This is a genomic window from Streptomyces sp. NRRL F-5126 (assembly GCF_000721265.1).
Classification (GTDB): domain Bacteria; phylum Actinomycetota; class Actinomycetes; order Streptomycetales; family Streptomycetaceae; genus Streptomyces.
On record NZ_JOFZ01000007.1, the window covers coordinates 355,472 to 374,502 of the forward strand.

Here is a 19,031-nt window from a genome sequence, read left to right on the forward strand (position 1 = left end):
CCCGCGCCATCGACGGCCGCCTCCCGGCAAGTCGCTTCCGCGCGTCCTCGGTCTCGCCAGGTCGCCCATCCGCTCAGCAGGAAGACAACATGATCGACAACACCACTGGACCTCTGTGGGCCTCGGCATGGCCACCCAGTACCTGCCCGCACGCGCGGTCATGCCCGTGTTCGCCGTGATGGCGGCCCTCCCCGTCGTACTGTGCTGTCGCATCGTGAGGGCGCGGGGCCTCGCAACCACCCCGCGGCCACAGTCCTCGTGACCTCGCGCGTCCGTTGGTCCACGCGGCTTCGAGCGGTCAGGCCGCAGTCCCGGCCACCGACAGGAAGCAGACAGGGCGTTCAGCCCGGATGCCTCACCAAGGAGTGGGCAGCCGGATCAGCGCCTGCTCGCCGCCGGGCCAGTCCACGCGCACCAGGAGGTCGGTCCCCTCGGTCCCGGTGGTGATGCCGGGAAGGGCGACGTCCTTGTGGCCGAGGCTGATCAGGGCGACATACGCCCTTCCCGGCACGACCGGTTCCGCCGTCTCCAGGACGGGGGTCGCCGACCGCTCGCCGATGGCGTTGCTGTCGGCGGAGACGACCACGTGGGCGTGTGGCAAGCCTTCGGCGCCGGTGATACCGGAGACCAGCCCGTCGGTCCCCGCGATGCCGGCTGTGCCGCCGGTCGCGGTAGCGGCCGGGCCGGCGCCCGGGCCGATCGCCACGGCCCAGCCACCGACGCGCAGTACGTGTCCGGCGTCCGCCGCTTCCTCGCCCGGCGCCGGGTCGACCCGCACCGCCCGCACCTCGACCGCGCCGCGCAGCGCGGAGCCGACGGTGACCCATGGTCCGGAGACGTAGCGCGTGCTGGGCCCGCCGAAGGGGTCCCAGGTGGCGTTCTCGGGCCAGTGTGCGCGGGACCGCGACACCGCCGTGGCGCCATCGATGGAGACCCGCACGGTGGGTCGGCGGTGGGAGGCGCGGCCCGCGGAGTCGAGGAGGACGACCGCGTTGTCGAGGGGATCGGCGTCCGCGCACGACTCGGGGCCCGCGGTGGGGTCCCCCGGTGTTTCGGGCGCGGTGTGCGTCGAGTACGCGAACCTGGCGTAGCAAGGGTCGTCGGCGTGCGGGTGGGCCGGATCGGCGTGGTCGCCGCCATGGTTCACCACGCGGACCACCCCGTCCCCGGCTGTCCCGGAGACAAGCCAGCCGGGCGCTTCGAGGGAGCGTGTGAAGTCGCCGCGCTCGACCGCGAGGGGTTCGGGCGGCGACGTCCAGACCGGGTGACCGGGTGGCAGGGCCAGGCCCATGAACCCTTTGGACGCCCAGTACGGCGATGCGGGCCCCGAGTACACCTGGAGCACACCGCGGAAGGGCCGGTGCCAGCCGAGGGTGAGCAGGCCGCGGTCGTCGGTGGCGCCGTGCCGCTCGAAGTGGTCGAGCATGCGGTTCGCGGCGGCCCTGGTCTCGCCCGGCCCGAGCGGGGTCGCGTCGAAGAGGGCGCCGGTCCACAGGGAGGCGAGCGCGGCGTGCCGGTAAGTGAGTGAACGGCCCTGCACCAGTGGGGAGCCGTTGGCGCCGATCAGCAGTCGCTGGTCGGCCAGGAAGCGGTGGAGCCGCGACCGGTAGCGGTCGAGGAGCCCGGTCGGTGCGTCGGCGCCGAGGACGCGGCAGAACCAGAGGGGGTACAGGTGCATGGCCCAGCCGTTGTAGTGGTCGTAGTTGCGCCGTTCGCCGCCGCTCAGCCCGTCCGAGTACCAGCCCCCGCCCGCGTACCAGCCGTCGTTGACGGCGATGACACGGTCCAGGTCCTCCTGCCGCCAGGATCCCCCGGCCGTACGGGCGAACGCCTCCGTGACCGCCTGGAACCAGACCCAGTTGTTTCCCGGCATGGCGTTGCCGACCATCGGCGCCAGCCACTCCAGGAACCGCTGCCGCACACGGTCGTCGAGGCGGTCCCAGATCCAGGCCCGGGTCTCGTGCAGGGCGATGGCGATGGACGCGGCCTCCACCTTCGCCTGGTTGCACTCGGTGAAGGTGGGCCACCGGCCCGGATTGTGCGGATCGGTGCCCGCGGCCAGCCCGGCGGCGTACCAGCCGGCGACGTCGTTCGGGTCGTGGCCGCCCGCCCCGGCGAGGCGGAAACCGGCCAGTAGGAACGTGCGCGCGAACCCTTCGAGGCCGTCGCTGAGCGGGCCGTTGAGGCTGGGCGTGCCCGGCAGTTGAACGAGGGCGTGGTCGTCGGTCGCGTACGGGCGTACCGCGAGCAGAAGCCGGTCGGCGACGCGCTCCCAGCGCGCACGGTCCTGGGCAGGGGTGCGGTACGCCACGGTGTGCCTCCTGTCTCCTCGAGATGTTCCGGGCCGGATCAGGCCAGGCGCGGCAGGGCCTGGCGGGTGACCTCCCCGAGCAGCGGCCGGCCGGCCACCCAGCGCTCGACCTCCTCGACGGCGTAGCGGCCAAGGCGGGTGACCTCGTCGCCCTGGGCGCCCGCGATGTGCGGGGTGACCAGCACGTTGGGCAGGTTCAGCAGGGCGTGGTCGGCGGGCAGCGGCTCGGGGTCGGTCACGTCCAGGTAGGCCTCAAGCCGTCCGCTCGCACACTCCGCGGTGAGGGCTGCTGTGTCCACGATGGGTCCGCGAGCCGTATTGACGAGCGCGCCGCCGTCCGGGATGAGGGAGAGCAGCGCGGCGTCGAACAGGCCACTCGTCTCGTGAAGAAGGGGCGCATGGATGCTCACCACGTCGGAGTGGCGGCACAGGTCGGCGAGTTCCACCCGTTCCGCGCCCAGCAGGCGCGCGTCCTCGTCCGCGAGGCAGGGGTCACTGACCAGGAGGCGGTATCCGGCGTCGGCCTTCGCCAATCCGGTGATCACGCGGCGGCCGATCCGGGACGCGCCGACGATGCCGACGGTGCGGCCGTCGGCGCCGGACCGCGCCTCGAACGCGGGCCAGCCCTCCCGGTAGCCCGCGGCCATGGACAGGGTCCGCCGAACGGCGAGCGTGATCAGGGCGAGTGTGTGGGAAACGACGGGTGCGGCGTTGGCGTCGGCAGCCGATGACACGGTGATGCCCCGCCTCCACACCGCTTCGCCGACCAAGGACTTGACCGAGCCCGCGGCATGCATGACGGCGCGCAGCCCGGGCGCGTGTGCCAGCACGTCGCCGGTGAGGGCGGGGCATCCCCAGCCGCTGATCAGGATGTGCGCATCGGCCAGGGCGGCCGGGAAGTCGGAGCCGGGATAGTGGACGCGGGGGTCGGGGGCCAGCCGGACCGACGCGGACAGCCTGTTCCTCAGGCCCTGGGGGAGGACCTTGGAAGCGATGGCGGGATCCATTACGCATACGGTATTCGGGCGCTCGACGCGCTCACCGCGGACTGTCACGGACGAACCTCTTCCCAAGCGGATGGCACAGGGACTGTGAGTGGTCAGACACGCTCCACACGGAGTGTGACCATCTCGAAGGGGCGGAGGGCCAGCACGATCCCGTCCTCATCCTGCCCGGGTTGCTCGGCGCCGGTGAGGGGACGCTCCAGCAGGTCCGCGAAGACGGTCCGCCCCCGCGCCGCGGCGTCCACCCGTACAGTGGCACGAGCCCTCCCACCGTGCGCCTCGTAGAGCCGGATCACCAGGTCGCCGCTGCGGTCGTCGGCCAGCTTTGTCGCGCTCACCACCACCGCATCGTTGTCGACACCGACCAGCGGGGGCACCTCGGTTGCGGTTCCCGCGACACGTCGCTCGGGCAGGTTGGCGCGGTAGCCCTCGCGTACGGCGTCCCCGATGGCGGCGCCCGGCACGAGCGCGTGCCGGAAGCAGTGCACGCCCTGGTCGGTCTCGGGATCGGGGTAGCGGGGGGCGCGCAGCAATGAGGCGCGTACCGTGGTCGTGGTGCCCGAGTCGTCGCGCACGCTCCGGGTGACGTCGTGGCCGTACGTCGAGTCGTTGACGACGGCCGCTCCCCAGCCGAACTCCTCGACATGCACGAACCGGTGGTTGCATGCCTCGAACCTCGCCCACTCCCAGCTCGTGTTCTGGTGGGTGGGCCGGTACACGTGTCCGAACTGGGTCTCGGAGGCGTACCGGTCGGCCTTCACGTCCAGCGGGAACGCCAGCTTGAGCAGCCGCTCGGTCTCGTGCCAGTCGACCTCGGTGTGAATGTCCAGGCGCTTTGTGCCGGCCGGCACCGACAGCAGCTGGGTGACGCGCGACGAGCCGAATGCGCGCTCGACACGGACCGCGGCTCCCTCGGCGGCGAGGAGGGTGACGTCGATCAGGTCGCTGCCGGTGTTGCGGTAGAAGGCGTCCACGTCCCACGCGTCCCACTCGTTGGGCAGGTCGGGGTGGAGCTGGAGCAGATTGGCGGCCTGTCCCGGGGCGATCGACTCGCGGCCCGCCACGATGTCGTACACGGAGACGACGAGGCCGCGCGCGTCGATGACCACCCGTACCTGGCCGTTGTCCAGGACGTAGCCGCCCTCATCGCGTGGCCGCGGTTCTACTTCGCGCTCCGTCGGCGCGAGCGCCGAGGCACCGCCGGCGGGCACGCCCGCACGAGCATGCGGGGCCGGATTGAAAACGAGTTCGGTACCACCGGTGGCGTCGCCCGCGAGGGCGCGCTGCGCGACTTCGACGATGTGGTTCAGTTCCCCGGCGAGGCGAGCGTAGGTCTCGCGGGCCTCGCGGTGTACCCAGGCGATCGAGGAGCCGGGCAGGATGTCGTGGAACTGGTGCAGCAGCACTGTCTTCCAGATCCGGTCCAGGTCCTCGTACGGGTAGGGGTGCCCGGTCCGCAGGGCCGCCGTCGCCGCCCACAGTTCGGCCTCGGTCAGCAGGGACTCACTGAGGCGGTTGCCCCGCTTGGTCTGCGCCTGGGTGGTCAGGGTGGCGCGGTGCAGTTCGAGATACAGCTCGCCCACCCATACCGGTGGGTTCGGGTACTCGGCCTGGGCCTTGGTGAAGAACGCGGATGGTGCCTCCCACTCCACGGTGGGCGAGCCGTTGAGGTTCCGCAGCCGGGCCGCTTTCGCGACCATCTCCCGCGTGGTGCCCCCACCGCCGTCACCGAAGCCGGTCGGCGCCAGGGAACGCGTGGCGGCCCCCTTCTCCTTGAAGTTCCGGGCGGCATGGTGGACCTGGGAGGCAGTCATCTCGCAGTTGTACGTGTCGACCGGCGGGAAGTGGGTGAAGATCCTGGTGCCGTCGATCCCTTCCCACCAGAAGGTGTGGTGGGGGAAGCTGTTGGTGCGGCTCCAGGAGATCTTCTGGGTCAGCAGGCGGTCGGCGCCGGCGGCCTTGATGATCTGGGGAAGTCCGGCCGCGAAGCCGAAGGTGTCGGGCAGCCAGACCTCGTCGTCCTCAAGGCCGAACTCGTCGAGGAAGAAGCGTTTGCCGTGCACGAACTGGCGAGCCATGGCTTCGGAGCCGGGCATGTTGGTGTCGGATTCGACCCACATGCCCCCCACGGGTACGAACCTGCCGTCGGTGACGGCCTTGGTGACCCGGGCGTAGACCTCGGGGCGGTGCTCCTTGATCCAGGCGAACTGCTGGGCCTGCGACATGGCGAACACGAAGTCGGGTTCGTCTTCGAGCAGGGTGGTCATGTTCGACGCGGTGCGGGCGACCTTGCGGACGGTCTCGCGAAGCGGCCACAGCCAGGCCGAGTCGATGTGCGCGTGGCCGACCGCGCTGATGCGGTGGGTGACGGGGTCGGCGGGCTCGGTGAGCACCTCCGCCAGCTGGTCGCGGGCGGCCTGGGCCGTGCCGCCGATGTCCTGGAGGTCCAGTGTGTCCAGGGCCCGGTCGACGGCGCGCAGCACCTCCCAGCGGCGCGCGCCCTCCAGGGGAAGCTCGGGCATCAGCTCGCCGAGCACTTCGAGGTCCATGGCGAGGTTCCACACGGTCTGGTCGAGGACGGCGAGCCGCATGTCGCCGAGCACGTACTGGGGTGCGTGGCCGGCGGTGGCCCTGTCGCCCTTGCGGGTCGGCCGGAAGGGGGCGTCGCCGGAGTGGATGTCGGGGTTGGACGCAGCCTCCACGTGCCAGCGGACGTGCTCGCGGCCGGCCACGGGTGAACCTACGCGGATGTGGGTGTTGCGCGGGTGGAGTCCTTTGACCGGGGTGCCGTCGGGGCGGTAGACGAGTCCCTCGCACTGGAATCCCGGGGTGCGCTGCGTGAAGCCCAGGTCGAGGAGGGCCTCAACGGTGCGGCCTGCCCATTCGGCGGGCACGGTGCCGGTGACCTTGAACCAACTGGTGCCCCAGGGGGCACCCCAGGGTGTGCCTGGGTCGATCGGCCGCGTGGGGGCGGCCAAACCCTCGGTCACGGGCACGGGCTCGCCCGGGGCCGTCCAGATCTCCACGGCCAAAGGCACGCTGACGGGATGGATGGCGGGCCGGACACGTTCCCTCAGGACGCGTTCCAGACGCGCCTCGACGAGGGTGCGGTCGTCGTGCATGGACGGTCTCCTGTGGCTGCGAGAGGACTGGGGTGGCACTCGTGGAGGCGCGGCGCCGCGGGGCGCGCGCCACTGCCACGGCGGATGGCGGGGTCGCGCTACGCGTAGCCTCGTGTGGGTCCGCGGGCACACGGCGCGGTACGTCAGACGCCCTGGGCCGACGCACGTGCCCGGTGCAGCCGCAACGTGCGGATCTGGAAGGGGCGCATGGCGAAGGACGCGGCGGACCCGCCCGCGGTCGGCAGATCTCGCTCCGGGTTCTCCAGCAGGTCGCAGTCGCTGACGGCGGTGATGGGGAAGTCTGCGATGAGAGTCGCCCCGGCCCTGCCGCCACAGGCCTCGTAGAGCCGCACCACGACGTCGCCGCTGCGGTCGTCGGCCAGCTTCACCGACTCGACGACGACGTCGGAGGTGTCCAGGGCGACCAGCGGGCGGGTCACCGAAGTGGTCGGCCGCAGGGGGAGGTTGAGGGCGTATCCGCCGGCGATGGCCTCCTCGATGCCGGCGCCGACGACCAGTGCGTAGGTGAAGGCATGCCGGCCCCGGTCGGCCTGCGGGTCCGGGCTGTGCGGGGAGCGCAGCAGGGAGAGCCGCAGCGTCGTGGTGGTGCCGCCGTCCTCCCTGGTGTCGCGGGCGATGTCATGGCCGTAGGTGGAGTCGTTGAGTACGGCGGCTCCCCAGTGGCGCTCACCGACGTGCACCCAACGGTGCGCCCACAGTTCGAAGCGGGCCGCGTCCCAACTGGTGTTGCGGTGTGTGGGGCGCCGCACATGGCCGAATTGGATCTCCGCGCTCTCGTGTTCGGCGTGCACATCGATCGGCCAGGCGGCCTTCAGTACGGTGTCGCGCTCCTGCCAGTCGATGTCGGTGCGCACGGTGAGCTGCTTGCTCTCGGCGGCCAGTTCGAGGTGCTGGACCAGGACCGAGGAGCCGAACCGGCGCTCCACCCGGACGGACGCGAGCAGGGGCCCCTCCTCGGCCAGGGTGACCGAGTGGGCTTCGCGCAGATCCCGGACGGTGTCGCGATAGTAGGGGTCGATGTTCCAGGCGGACCAGACGTTCGGGTCGTCCGGGTGCAGTTGCAGGAGGTTTCCGACGGTTCCGGGGGCGATGGCGTCGCGGCCGGCCTCACGGTCGTAGGCACTGCTGATCAGGCCGTCGGCGTCGATCGTCATCGTCACGGCCCCGTTGTCCAGGACGAAGCCGCCGTCGCAGGACCGTGCGGTCACGGGGGCGGTGGGGGTCTGCAGGAGACCGCCGGTGCCGAGGGCCGCGACGTCGGCCAGTACGGCGAATCGTCCGTCGGAGAGGTGCTGGCCTGCTTCGAAGGGGCTCCCGCCGTCGCTCGCGGCCGGCAGGACGGCCACCTCTCGGCGGTCGTGGGGCCCGGCGTTGAGGAAGCCGACGGATTCGCCACCGAGCCGGCCGGCCGCCGCGTCGATGACCGCTTCGAGGTCCCGGCGCAGCTCGCCGTAGACCTGCTCGGCCTGTTCGTGCACCCAGGCGATGGACGTGCCTGGCAGGATGTCGTGGAACTGGTTGAGCAGCACCCGGCGCCAGACGGCCTCCAGCGTCTCGTACGGGTACGGGGCGCCGGTGCGCACGGCGGCGGTGGCGGCCCACAACTCGGCCTCGCGCAGCAGGGCCTCGGAGCGCCGGTTGCCACGCTTGGTGCGGGCCTGGCTGGTGTAGGTGCCGCGGTGGTTCTCCAGGTACAGCTCACCCCGCCACACGGGTAGCGGCCCGTACTCGGCGCGTGCCGTGTCGAAGAACGTGTTCGGGTTGTCCACCTCGACGCGGGGTGAGCCCTCCAGATCGCGAAGGCGGCGGGCGCGTTCCAGCATGGACCGGGTGGGGCCGCCGCCGCCGTCGCCGTAGCCGAACGGGACGAGGGAGCGAGTGGCCGGGCCTTTGTCCGCGAAGTTGCTTTCCGCGTGGGCCAGTTCGGTGGCGGACAGCTCGGCGTTGTAGGTGTCGACGGGCGGGAAGTGGGTGAAGATGCGTGAGCCGTCGATACCTTCCCAGTCGAAGGTGTGGTGGGGGAGACGGTTGGTCTCGTTCCAGGAGAGCTTCTGCGTGAGGAACCACCGGGCTCCGGCAAGCTTGGCGAGCTGCGGGTAGGCAGCCGTGTAACCGAAAGAGTCGGGCAGCCACACCCCCTGCTGTACGGCTCCGAGTTCCTCCGCGAAGAAGCGGCGTCCGTAGACGAGTTGCCGGGCCAGTGCCTCGCCGCCCGGAAGGTTTCCGTCTGCCTCCACCCACATCCCGCCGACCGGTACCCAGTTCCCATCGGCGAAGGCCTGCTTGATGCGCGCGAAGACCTCGGGCTGCTGCTCCTTGACCCATGCGTACTGCTGCGCGGAGGAGCAGGCGAAGACGAGTTCGGGGTATTCGCCGGCGAGGGTGGTCATGTTGGTGAAGGTGCGTGCGCACTTGCGCATGGTTTCGCGGACCGGCCAGAGCCAGGCGGAGTCGATGTGCGCGTGTCCGACGGCGGTCACGGTGTGTGCGGAGCCGTGGGCGGGGCGGGCGAGCGCGGCGGCGAGTTGTGCGCGCGCGGCCGGAGCGGTGCCGCTGACGTCGTGCGCGTCGAGCACGCCGGCGGAGCGACGCAGCGCGTGCAGGATCTCGTGGCGCCGCGAGGAGCCCTGGGGCAGTTCGTGCATCAGCTGGTCGAGTACCTCGATGTCGTGAATGAGGTGCCAGATCTCCTCGTCGCGCACGGCGAGTTCAGCCTGTTTCAGTTGGTAGAGGTGACTGTCGCCGGCAGTGCGCGGGGAGCCGAAGTGGGTGCCTCTGGCCTGGCTTCCCGAGATGTTCGGATTGGCGGCGAGTTCCACCGCGAGGTCGACGCACTCGCCGCCGGCCGCGTCGCCCGTGAGCAGCAGGCTGCGGTTGTAGGGGTGCAGGCCTTGGACAGGAGAACCGGCCAGGTACACGAGTCCCTCAGCCTGGCCACCTGGCCCGCGGCTCGGGTCGAAACCGAGGTCGAAGACTGCCTCCACCCGGCTTCCCCGCCAGGCGGAGGGGATCTCGCCGGTTGCCTTGAGCCAGGTCGTGGCCCAGGGGCTGCCCCAGGTATCACCGAGCGCCATGGGCTGGTACGGCGCGCGCTGGGCGTCGGCGAAGGGTACGGGTTCCCCCTCGACGTGCCACGATTCGAGAGCGAGTGGACGAGTGGCACTGTACAGCGCGGGTCGGATGACCCTCTCCAGCAGTTTCCGGACGCGTGCCTCGGTGATCCGTTGTTCGTCATGCACAGTGCGAGATCCTTAGCGTGATGGTTCGTGTGCGGCCGGCGGACAGGCACCTACGTGTGCAGGCCCTCCCAGGCATGCTCGAACTCGGCGCGCATTTTGTCGCCGACGTCCTTGCGCCAGCCCTTGACCGCGTCCTCGATCGCGTTCCAGTCCGAGGTTCCGCGCATGTAACCCTTGAGTGGGCCCTCGATGATGTTCTGCTGGATCGTGGTGCCGGCCGTTGTGTTGGTTTCCGAATAGAGCCCGTAGGAGGGGTCGGTCACGAGGATGTCGACGGCGCGCTGCTGGAAGGCGTGCTGCCGCCGTACGGGTTCGGTGGCCTGTGGATAGTAGATGCTCTGGGGCGCGTCCGTGACGAAGCCGGTCGGCAGGCCGGTGTCCGTGACACCGATCGGGTTCTGTATGGGGTCAGACCTCTTGAGGGCGAAGTCGTGGCCCTGGACCCCGTACTTGCGCAGCAGGTAGTTGTCGGTGCCGAACGGCGCGGCGAGCAGGTTGAACGCCCGCAGTTGCTGTTCGATCCGTTCGCGCGGGGCCTTTTTGAGGCTCAGCATGGCGAACGAAGTGTGGCCGGCCCAGTGGGTGCCCTTGCCTCCGCCGAAGCCCGGTGCGACCATCGCGTCGACGTCGAACCTGGGGTCGGTGGCCCGGTACTGGCTGAGATACTGGTTCCACGCGGAGAGGCCGTCGTAGTTCATGGCGATGTGGCCGTTGCCGAACCAGTCCTTGAACTTTCCGATGGTGGTGAAGCCGTCGGGATGGATCGTGTGTGCCTTCACCAGTTGCCGCATGCCGTCCAGCGCCTCGCGCAGGATGTCGGCCTGTTCGAGCCACCAGGTGAACCTGCCGCCCTCCTGGGTCCAGGTGTTGGCACCGCCCAGCATCTCGAGCAGGAAGTAGAGCGTCACCGTGGGGTCGCCGTTGGCGTACTTGGCGTTCTTGGGATCGGCGACGTCCTTGCAGAGCTTGAGGTACTCCTTGAAGGACTTCGGCGCGGGGTCGAGGCCCTTCTTCCTGAAGATGTCCGAGCGGTAGAACATGGCGGAGCCGCTGTTCGCGCGGGGCATCGGCAGGCCGTACAGACCGCCCGCGATGACCATCGGGCTCCAGGAGGAGGTCGGCAGGTTCGCGAGGAACGGGTACGTGCGTACGCCGCTGCCCGACAGGTACGGCGACAGGTCCTCGAACAGTGCGTTGAGCATCGCCGGCTGGCGCGGCGCGGTGGGAAGCACCAGCATCGCGTCGGGCAGATCGCCGCCTGCCACGGTGAGGGCGAACTTGACCGGGTAGTCGCCGACGGGTGTGTCTTCGAATTCCAGCGACGTGCCGAGCTCCTTGTTGAGCCGCTGCCACATGGGGTTCTTGGACACCGGCGGTGGTACGGCGCTGTAGGTGAGGGTCATGACGTTGATGGACGGGCCCTTGGCCGGAGGGCCGTCGGGTGCCGCGGGCACCGGATGCTCGGGGTAGTGGTAATAACCGCTGAGGACCCCGGCCTCGGTCCCGGGCAGGTCAGGGCGCACTCTCTGATAGGGCACGTAGTCAGGCAGCCGCACGTCGGCGTTCTCGGCGACTGACGGTGCGGCGCCGCCGTCACCGCAGGCCGCCAGCGCGGGAGCAGCCGCGGCGGCGATTCCTGCCAACAGAACGTTTCTGCGGGTGAGGTGCACACCCATGGGTGGGTCATCCCTTCTTCCGGTCAGTCGATGCGGGCTGCGGTGGGCCCGATGACGACGGCCTCTCGACCGTCCGTGTCGTGCTGTTCAGCCCTTGACCGCGCCGATCATCACGCCCTTGTTCATGTGCCGTTGGAGGAAGGGGTAGATGACGAGAATCGGAACGATGGAAAGGATGAGGATGGCCGCCTGCAGCGAGACCGTCGGCGGCAGCGCGGCGGCGGGATCCGACGTCTGCCCCTGGCCGATGGCGGCGTTGTTCACCACATAGGTCTGGAGGACTAGTTGGAGCGGCCACTTCACCGACTGGTTGATGTAGACAAGGGCGTTGAAGAAGGCATTCCAGTAGGTGACAGCGTAGAAGAGGCCGATCACCGCGATCGACGCCTTCGACAGAGGCAACACGATCCGCGTCAGGATGCGCCATTCGTTCGCGCCGTCGATGCGGGCGGCGTCGATCAGTTCCCTGGGCAGGCTGCTGAAGAACGAGCGCAGGACGATCACATTGAAGGCGTTGACAGCGGTAGGCAGAATCAGCGACCAGTAGCTGTTGATCAGTCCGAGCTGCTTGACCAGCAGGTAGCTGGGGATCACACCGGGCACGAAGAGCAGTGAGAACACCAGGAGCAGCAGTATCGTCCGCTGGCCGTACGCGCCCGGCCTGCTCAGCCCGTAGGCCAGGCCGATCGACGCGGCGAGGCTGATGGCTGTGCCGACCACGGTGACACCGACGCTGACCAGCATCGCACGGGAGACCAGGCCTCCGCCCAGCAGTGCCTTGTACGAGTCGAGCGTCGGGTGGTCGGGCCAGAGCACGAACCCGCCGGTCTTGTTGATCTGCGCGGCGTCCGCGAGCGATGTGGAGAGGACCGCGAGGAACGGGAGGGCAACGAGGATCACGCAGACCAGGAGTATCAGCGACTTGCCGGCCCGCCAGACGGGTGAGCCACCGGACTGGCCCGGCACCGCGCTGTAGGTATGCAGCGGCCTGCGGCCCGTTGTGGACAGTATGGTCATTTGCGGTAGATGCCTTCCTCGCCGAGAAGATGGGCGATCTTGTTCGCACCCAGCACCAGCACCACTCCGACCAGCCCTTTGATCAGTCCCACGGCGGCACTGACGCCCCACTGACCGGCGACGAGGCCGTTGTTGTAGACGTAGGTGTCCAGCACTTCGGTGGTGTTCTTGTCCATCCCCGTCTGCTGGAGCACGATTTGCTCGAAACCGACGCTCAGGGCGTCGCCCAGGCGCAGAATCAGCAGCAGGACGACCAGCCCGCGCAGAGCGGGCAGCGTCACGTGCCAGGTCTGCCGCAGCCTGCTCGCGCCGTCGACGGCGGCAGCCTCGTACAGGTCCGTGTCGACCCGGGAGAGTGCCGCGAGGAACAGGATCGTCGCCCATCCGGTGTCTTTCCAGATCACCTGGGAGGTCAGCAGCGTCTTGAACAACTCCGGGTTGCCGATGATGTTCCACGTGCCCATGGCGTGCGCCTGGAGGAAGACGTTCAGCAGTCCGCCGTTGCCCAGCATCTGCTGGAAGACGGCGACGACCACGACCCAGGACAGGAAGTGCGGCAGGTACAGCACGTTCTGGATCGTGCGCTTGACCCGATCGCTGACGAGGCTGTTGAGCAGCAGCGCCAGCAGGATAGGCAGCGGAAAGACGAACACGACCTGTATGACGGTCAGTTCGAGCGTGTTGACCAGCGCGTGCAGGAACGCGGGGTCCCCATTGAAGATGATGTCGAAGTTGTCGAGCCCAGCCCATCTGCTGTGCATTATTCCCGTGAACGGCTGGTAGTCCTGGAACGCGATCACGTTGCCGAGGAGCGGCACGTACTGGAACAGCAGCAGCAAAACGGTGCCGGGGACCGCGAACCAGAAGAGTGCCCTGTTGCGGCGCTGGGCTGCGCGGGGCTTGCCCGGCGGCTCCTTGACCTTTGTCGGCCGGTCGACCGGCTGATCAACCGTTGTCATGTCATGGGGCCCCTTCCCGGAGATGCGACCGTCCCCGTCCACATCTGGACTGGCGGGCTCATGTAAATCCCATGGATTGCCTGCCGTCAATGCCGTGGACAGTGAAGGACGGTCGCTCGTATGCTGCAGCCGGCTCGGGCAGGTACGCAGATGGGCGGCGGCAAGAGGGTGTTGACCCAGGTGGTTCCCCTTACGGCCGATCGGACAAGAGCACGTGCCGCGACCGTGTGACAGCAGACCAAACGGCTACTAAATACTTTTACAGCACGGTGTGAGGGAGTCATGCACAAACCAAACACCTGGTCGTTGACCGAGCAGGAGCTGGCTGATCTGCTCGCCTGGGCCGAGGGCAGGCAGGACCGCGCCGTCCGCCTGAAGATCGTCCAAGACGCGATGGCAGGTCTGTCGGTATCCCGCAGTGCCCAGTCGCTCGGTGTCTCCCGCCCCACGGTGACCGCCTGGCGGCAGCGGTACGCCGCTCAGGGCCTCGCAGGCCTCGAACACCGTCCGCGCAGCGGGCGTCCGACCCGCATCGACGAGGCCGACGTCATGGCGGCCACACTCGCCGGCCCCCCACCCCCGCAGTGTGCCTGGTCGGCCCGGGCCCTCGCGGACCACCTGGGGCTGTCCCACACAGCGCTCGGCCGGGTGTGGCAGCGCTGGCACATCAAACCCGGTGTACTCGATTCGGCCGTCGTGCTGCCGGTCGAGCCGCCTCTGCCCTGTCACCGTCCTGAACTGCTCGCGGCCGGTGCGTACGCGGACGGCGGGTCCTATGTCGTGGTCGCCGAAGCGCCGCCCACCACGCGGAGCCGTGTGGGCGCCGCGGCGGCGGAGGAGCGCCAAATGCGCTTCGCCGCGCTGACCGCGGTGATGCGGCAGGCACAGCCGAAGAGCGCCGGCGGGCCGGACGGCGTGCAACGCGCCCCCCGAGGTGGCCAGCCGGATACCGGACATGCGCATGAGCCGGGCCCGAATCCCCGCGCATCCGCTGCCTCCCTGCCCTTCGTGGGCCGCTGGGCAGGGCGCCGGATCCACCTCATCACCTGGGGGTACCCCGATGGCTCCAAGGGTGTGTTCGGCGGAGCCCAGCAACACATCGCCCCCACCTCCATGAGCTGGTCGGCGACCGTCTGCCTGATGGGGCAGTTGGAGTTGCATCACCAGCCGCAGCGGGCCCGGGTCGCGCTGGACACGCTCGCGGACACGGCACGTGCCATGTCCGAGGCGGCCCCAGGGACGCCGTTCCGGTGGCTTCGCGAGAGCCGGGGGGAGGCCGTGCCGCGCCACCGCGCCGTCCATCGTGCCTTCGACCAAATGGAGTTGGGATCATTCAACGAGAAGCTGGTGATCGAAGTGGTGCGGGTAGCCGGCTCCCTGAGTCGCGTCGAGATCGCACAGCGCACGGGCCTGACTCCGCAGGCGGTCTCCCGGATCACCCGCAACCTGCTCACCACCGGGTTCCTGGAAGAGGACGAACGGCGCTCGACGGGCAAGGGCAAGCCGCGAGTGCCGCTGAAACTGCGCCCGAACGCGGCCTGCGCCATCGGTATCCACGTCGACCCGGAGAAGATCACCCATGTTCTGGTCGACCTGTGCGGAAACGTCCGGGACAGACGCTGTCTCGCGGTCACCCCGGACAGCGATCCGCGATCGTGCCTCGGGTGGATGGCCCGCACGACAACGGAGGCCATCGGGTCGGCGGGTCCCCTCGGCGCCAAGTTCCTCGGCGTGGGTGTGGCGGCGCCGGGGCCGCTCGACACCCACGAGGGTGTCCTCCTCAACCCGCCTCTGTGGTCGAAGTGGGGCGAGTTCCCCCTGCGCGCCGAACTCAGCCGGATGCTCGGACTGCCCACGCTGCTGGAGAAGGACGCCACCGCGGCCGCGATCGGCGAGCAGTGGCTCGGCGCCGGAGAGAGCAGCGCCGACTTCGTCTATCTCTATCTCGGCGCGGGAGCGGGCAGCGGAGCCTTCCTCAACGGCGATGTGTACCGGGGCGCCACCGGGAACGCAGGTGAGTTCGGTGAGTTGACGGCGTACGCACTCGACCGGCTGACTGCGGAGGGAGGCCCGGTCATGGTGCCGGAATGCGCGCCGATGTCAGCCGTGGTCGCCCGGGCCGCCGAGGCCGGCCTGCCGCTGCCCGACAACGAGGCCGTGTACGACGCCGTGTGCTCCGCGGCGGCGGCCGGAGACGTGCGCGCGGTCGACGCGATCCGCGGCGTGGCTCGCGTCGTGGCCAGGGGCGCGGTGGCCATGACGGACCTGTACGACATCGATCTGGTCATCGTCGGAGGGCCGGCAGTGCTGCCCGAGGTAGCCGAGCTGTACCTGTCAGAGATCTCCAGGGCAGTGAACCGGTTCCCGGTGGCCAGCCGGGTGCGCACGGTCCGGGTCACCTGCTCCACGCTGAGCGCCTCCGCGGCGGCCGTCGGCGCCGCGGCCGGAGTCTTCCACATGACCTTCGCCCCACGCCTGCGTACACACAACGGAGTAGGCGTCTAGCGGCGGACACCGAGCCGGTCCACGACCCCGCCCGCTCCCACCTACGCCGCCCGAATCCTTCGAGGAGGAGACCCTCACGATGACATCCCCCGAGTCCGGCCCCGACATCGCGCCGACGACACGAGCAGCCGTCGGCACGGGGCACCCCCAGCTCACGCAGCTCTTCCCGGCGTCTCTCATCGCCTCCCGGATGCCCGCGATCGGCGCATGGACACCAGTGCCGCCTCCGACGGACCGCGTGCGCTGGCAGGCCGTCGACGCCCGGGCCCGGGACCACGTGGTGGAGGCGGCGACCGCCTCGCTTGGCGAGCCGTGGCCGGGCCTGACCGCCACCTCGTTCGCCCGGTTCGCGCGCGACGGCGACCGCTCGCGCCACCAGGAACCGGTCTTCGCCCGCCGGGCCCGGCTCGGCCGCGCGGTGCTTGCCATGGCCCTGACCTTCGGCACCTCCCAGGCCGGCGCCTTCGCCGACGAAGTGATGGACGGTGTGTGGGCACTGTGCGAGGAGACCACATGGTGCTGGCCGGCCCACGATTTCCGCGTCCTCGGCGCGGAACACGGTCTGCTGCCCGACCCGAGCCGTCCCACGCTGGACCTCGGCGCGTCCGGCACCGCTGTGCTGCTCGCCCTCACCGACGCGATCGCCGGCGACGAACTGGACAGCCGCGATCCCTTGGTGCGCTCCCGGTTGCGCCGCGAGGTGTCCACCCGAGTCCTGCTCCCGTACCTGGAGCGCGAAGAGTGGGGCTGGTTCGACGGCTCGACCGCGAAGCTCAACAATTGGAACCCGTGGATCCACTCCGAGTTGCTGCTGGCCACCGCGCTCACCGAGGAGTCGGCGGAACGCCGCGCCGCCCTGATGTCACGGATCCTGCGCGGCCTTGAGAACTACCTGGAGGCCCAGCCGCGTGACGGTGGCTGCGACGAGGGACCGCATTACTGGTGGCGCGCCGGTGCGAGCCTGTTCGAATGCCTGGAGACCATCACCTCGCTGCTGGGCACCGACGAGGGTGTCTTCGGTCATCCGCTGGTCCGTGCCATGGCCCGCTACCCCGTGAGCACCTGGATCGGCGACGGGTGGAGCGTCAACTTCGCGGACGGGCCCGCCCGCCCGCGTGAGATGGTGCCCGCCCTGCTCCACCGATACGGACGACGCACGGGGCAGCCGGAGGTGAGGGCGCACGCACGGGCGCTGTGGGAGGCGGACGGCGGCGCCATCCGGCAACCGGCTGGGCCGTTCGACCTGCGACGAACGCTGGACACGCTGCTGGACCCCGAGTGGGAGGCGGCGCCACCCGCCCGGTTCCCGCTGCCGGGACACACCTGGCTGCCGGACACCCAGGTCCTGGTGGCTCGCGCGCGTGCCGGGTCCGGCCGTGGCCTGCTCGTCGCGGCCAAGGGCGGGCACAACGACGAGAGCCACAACCACAACGACGTCGGCAACTTCATCGTCGCCGTCGACAGCCGCCCACTGATCATCGACGCGGGGGTGGGGACCTACCGGAGGGAGACGTTCAGCGAGGAAAGGTACGGGATCTGGTCCATGACCAGCGAGTACCACAACGTGCCCGTCGTGGACGGGTTCGGGCAGTTGCCCGGACACGGCTTCCGGGCCGCTTCGGTGGCCGCCCACCACGAAGGCGGCACGGACGAACTGACCTGCGATATGGCACCCGCCTATCCGCGTCGGGCGGGCCTCGATTCCTGGACAAGGGCCGTTCGCCTGGTGCGCGGTTCCGACGAGCGGGTCGAGGTCACGGACTCCTGGCACGCGCGGGCCGCGCCTCGCTCCCTCGCCCTGCACTTCCTGCTGGGCGGTGAGGTGGACCTCGGGCCGGCAGGTCGGGCTTGCGTGGGACCGTCAAGTGGGCCTGCGCTGCAGCTGTGTTGGGAAGCAGACGCGTTCACCGCGCAGGTGGAGACGGTCGAATTGACCGACCCCGCGTTCACCCGCGTCTGGGGCGCAGCTGTTCGCCGGCTGGTCCTCACGGCGCGCGCCCCGCTGGCCGAGGGGCGGCACCTCCTGACGGCAAGGCCGGTGGGATCGGAAGCGTAAAAGTATTTACGCTTCATTGCCGACCGGACAGAAACCTGCAGTGTTCGGCAAGAAGGCTCGAACCGGGGTCCGCGGTGGCCAGTTCACGCGCCTGGAACAGCCCGGTGGGCGGAAGGCAACAAGTTTCCACGTGGCATCTCGACAGGACGCGGAATGCCGAAAGTATTGACGTGGACCAGCCCAATGATTTCCTTGAGCATCGGGGCGTCCACGATCACGAGGTTCCGGCTTCCGCAGCCCCTACGTTCCGTCCGAGACCCCGCGGTCCCTGTCCGTGGAGAACGTCGCTTCGTCCCTGAACCCGTCCCCTTCTCAAGGAGTTCAGCATGGCCGCACACATGTCGAGACGCTCGATGATTCTCGGGGGTGCCCTCACTGCCGCCGGCATCGTCCTGGGGGGCGGGGCAGCCTCGGCGGCCATCCCCGGCACGTCCAACGGCGGCGTGCGCATCATGCCGCTCGGCGACTCGATCACCGATGGGTACACGCCCTACCCGGGCGGCTACCGTGTGAAGCTGTGGCAGCTCCTGGCCGCAGGCGGTTACAAGGTCGACTTCGTGGGGTCCCAGACCAACGGCCCCGCCGAGCTGGGCGACCACGACCACGAGGGCCACCCCGGCTGGCGCATCGACCAGCTCGACGCCAACATCGCCACCTGGCTCGGCCAGAGCGATCCACGCACCATCATGCTACTCATCGGCACGAACGACCTGAACCAGAACCACGACATCGCAGGCGCCCCCGCGCGGCTTTCCGCATTGATCGACCATATTCGGGCGTTGAAGCCCCAGACCTACCTTTTCGTGGCAACCATTCCGCCGCAGTCGAACAGCACCCTCCAATCCCGGGTAGTGGCGTACAACTCCAGGATCCCGGGCATCGTGGCGGGTAAGGACAGCCACGTCCGACTGGTGAAGATGTACGACGCGCTCACCACAGCAGATCTCGCGGACGGAATTCACCCGACCAAGGCCGGTTACGAGAAGATGGCGCCTGTCTGGTACAACGCGCTCCGCTCGGTTCCCAGCTCCCTCGTACCGCTGGCCAGGAGCGGCGTCCTGACGGCCCGCCTTTGATCTCGGCACACCACCGGCACCGGCCGGTGCGTGATCACCCCCCAC

At 69.6% G+C, this 19,031-nt stretch carries 10 protein-coding genes; 3 read left to right on the top strand and 7 right to left on the bottom strand.

Annotation, left to right across the window (positions count from 1 at the left end):
* Positions 1 to 355: 355 nt before the first annotated feature.
* The 7 genes from IH48_RS0117845 to IH48_RS0117875 all read right to left on the bottom strand — a co-directional run bounded on the left by IH48_RS0117845 (position 356) and on the right by IH48_RS0117875 (position 13,349).
* Positions 356 to 2,311 carry a DUF2264 domain-containing protein gene (locus IH48_RS0117845; RefSeq protein ID WP_030904934.1) on the bottom strand — a complete coding sequence of 652 codons (1,956 nt, stop codon included), beginning with the start codon at positions 2,309 to 2,311 and terminating at the stop codon, positions 356 to 358.
* Between the two features lie 38 nt (positions 2,312 to 2,349).
* Positions 2,350 to 3,318: a hydroxyacid dehydrogenase gene (locus IH48_RS0117850; protein ID WP_051839985.1), complete on the bottom strand. Its 969-nt coding sequence runs from the start codon at positions 3,316 to 3,318 to the stop codon at positions 2,350 to 2,352.
* 92 nt (positions 3,319 to 3,410) lie between these two features.
* The gene (locus IH48_RS0117855) at positions 3,411 to 6,437 is read right to left on the bottom strand and encodes an alpha-mannosidase (RefSeq protein WP_030904940.1); all 3,027 of its coding nucleotides are present in this window, start codon (positions 6,435 to 6,437) and stop codon (positions 3,411 to 3,413) included.
* 143 nt (positions 6,438 to 6,580) lie between these two features.
* The gene (locus tag IH48_RS0117860) at positions 6,581 to 9,697 is read right to left on the bottom strand and encodes an alpha-mannosidase (protein ID WP_030904942.1); all 3,117 of its coding nucleotides are present in this window, start codon (positions 9,695 to 9,697) and stop codon (positions 6,581 to 6,583) included.
* A 50-nt stretch (positions 9,698 to 9,747) separates the two neighbouring features.
* The gene (locus IH48_RS0117865) at positions 9,748 to 11,340 is read right to left on the bottom strand and encodes an ABC transporter substrate-binding protein (RefSeq protein WP_234434297.1); all 1,593 of its coding nucleotides are present in this window, start codon (positions 11,338 to 11,340) and stop codon (positions 9,748 to 9,750) included.
* Between the two features lie 120 nt (positions 11,341 to 11,460).
* Positions 11,461 to 12,390: a carbohydrate ABC transporter permease gene (locus IH48_RS0117870; protein WP_030904948.1), complete on the bottom strand. Its 930-nt coding sequence runs from the start codon at positions 12,388 to 12,390 to the stop codon at positions 11,461 to 11,463.
* Positions 12,387 to 13,349, bottom strand: coding sequence for an ABC transporter permease (locus IH48_RS0117875; RefSeq protein WP_030904952.1), 963 nt, complete (start codon positions 13,347 to 13,349; stop codon positions 12,387 to 12,389). Before IH48_RS0117875 ends, IH48_RS0117870 begins: the two co-directional genes overlap by 4 nt.
* 282 nt (positions 13,350 to 13,631) lie before the next feature.
* Here IH48_RS0117875 and IH48_RS34440 point away from each other — a divergent pair, with 282 nt between their 5' ends.
* The 3 genes from IH48_RS34440 (at position 13,632) to IH48_RS0117890 (ending at position 18,986) form a co-directional block, all read left to right on the top strand.
* Positions 13,632 to 15,854 carry an ROK family protein gene (locus IH48_RS34440; RefSeq protein WP_030904955.1) on the top strand — a complete coding sequence of 741 codons (2,223 nt, stop codon included), beginning with the start codon at positions 13,632 to 13,634 and terminating at the stop codon, positions 15,852 to 15,854.
* 79 nt (positions 15,855 to 15,933) lie between these two features.
* Positions 15,934 to 17,910, top strand: a complete 1,977-nt coding sequence (locus IH48_RS0117885; RefSeq protein WP_030904958.1) for a heparinase II/III domain-containing protein — start codon at positions 15,934 to 15,936, stop codon at positions 17,908 to 17,910.
* A gap of 326 nt (positions 17,911 to 18,236) precedes the next feature.
* On the top strand, positions 18,237 to 18,986 hold the full coding sequence (locus IH48_RS0117890) for an SGNH/GDSL hydrolase family protein (protein ID WP_030904961.1): 750 nt from the start codon (positions 18,237 to 18,239) through the stop codon (positions 18,984 to 18,986).
* The last annotated feature ends 45 nt before the right edge of the window (positions 18,987 to 19,031 follow it).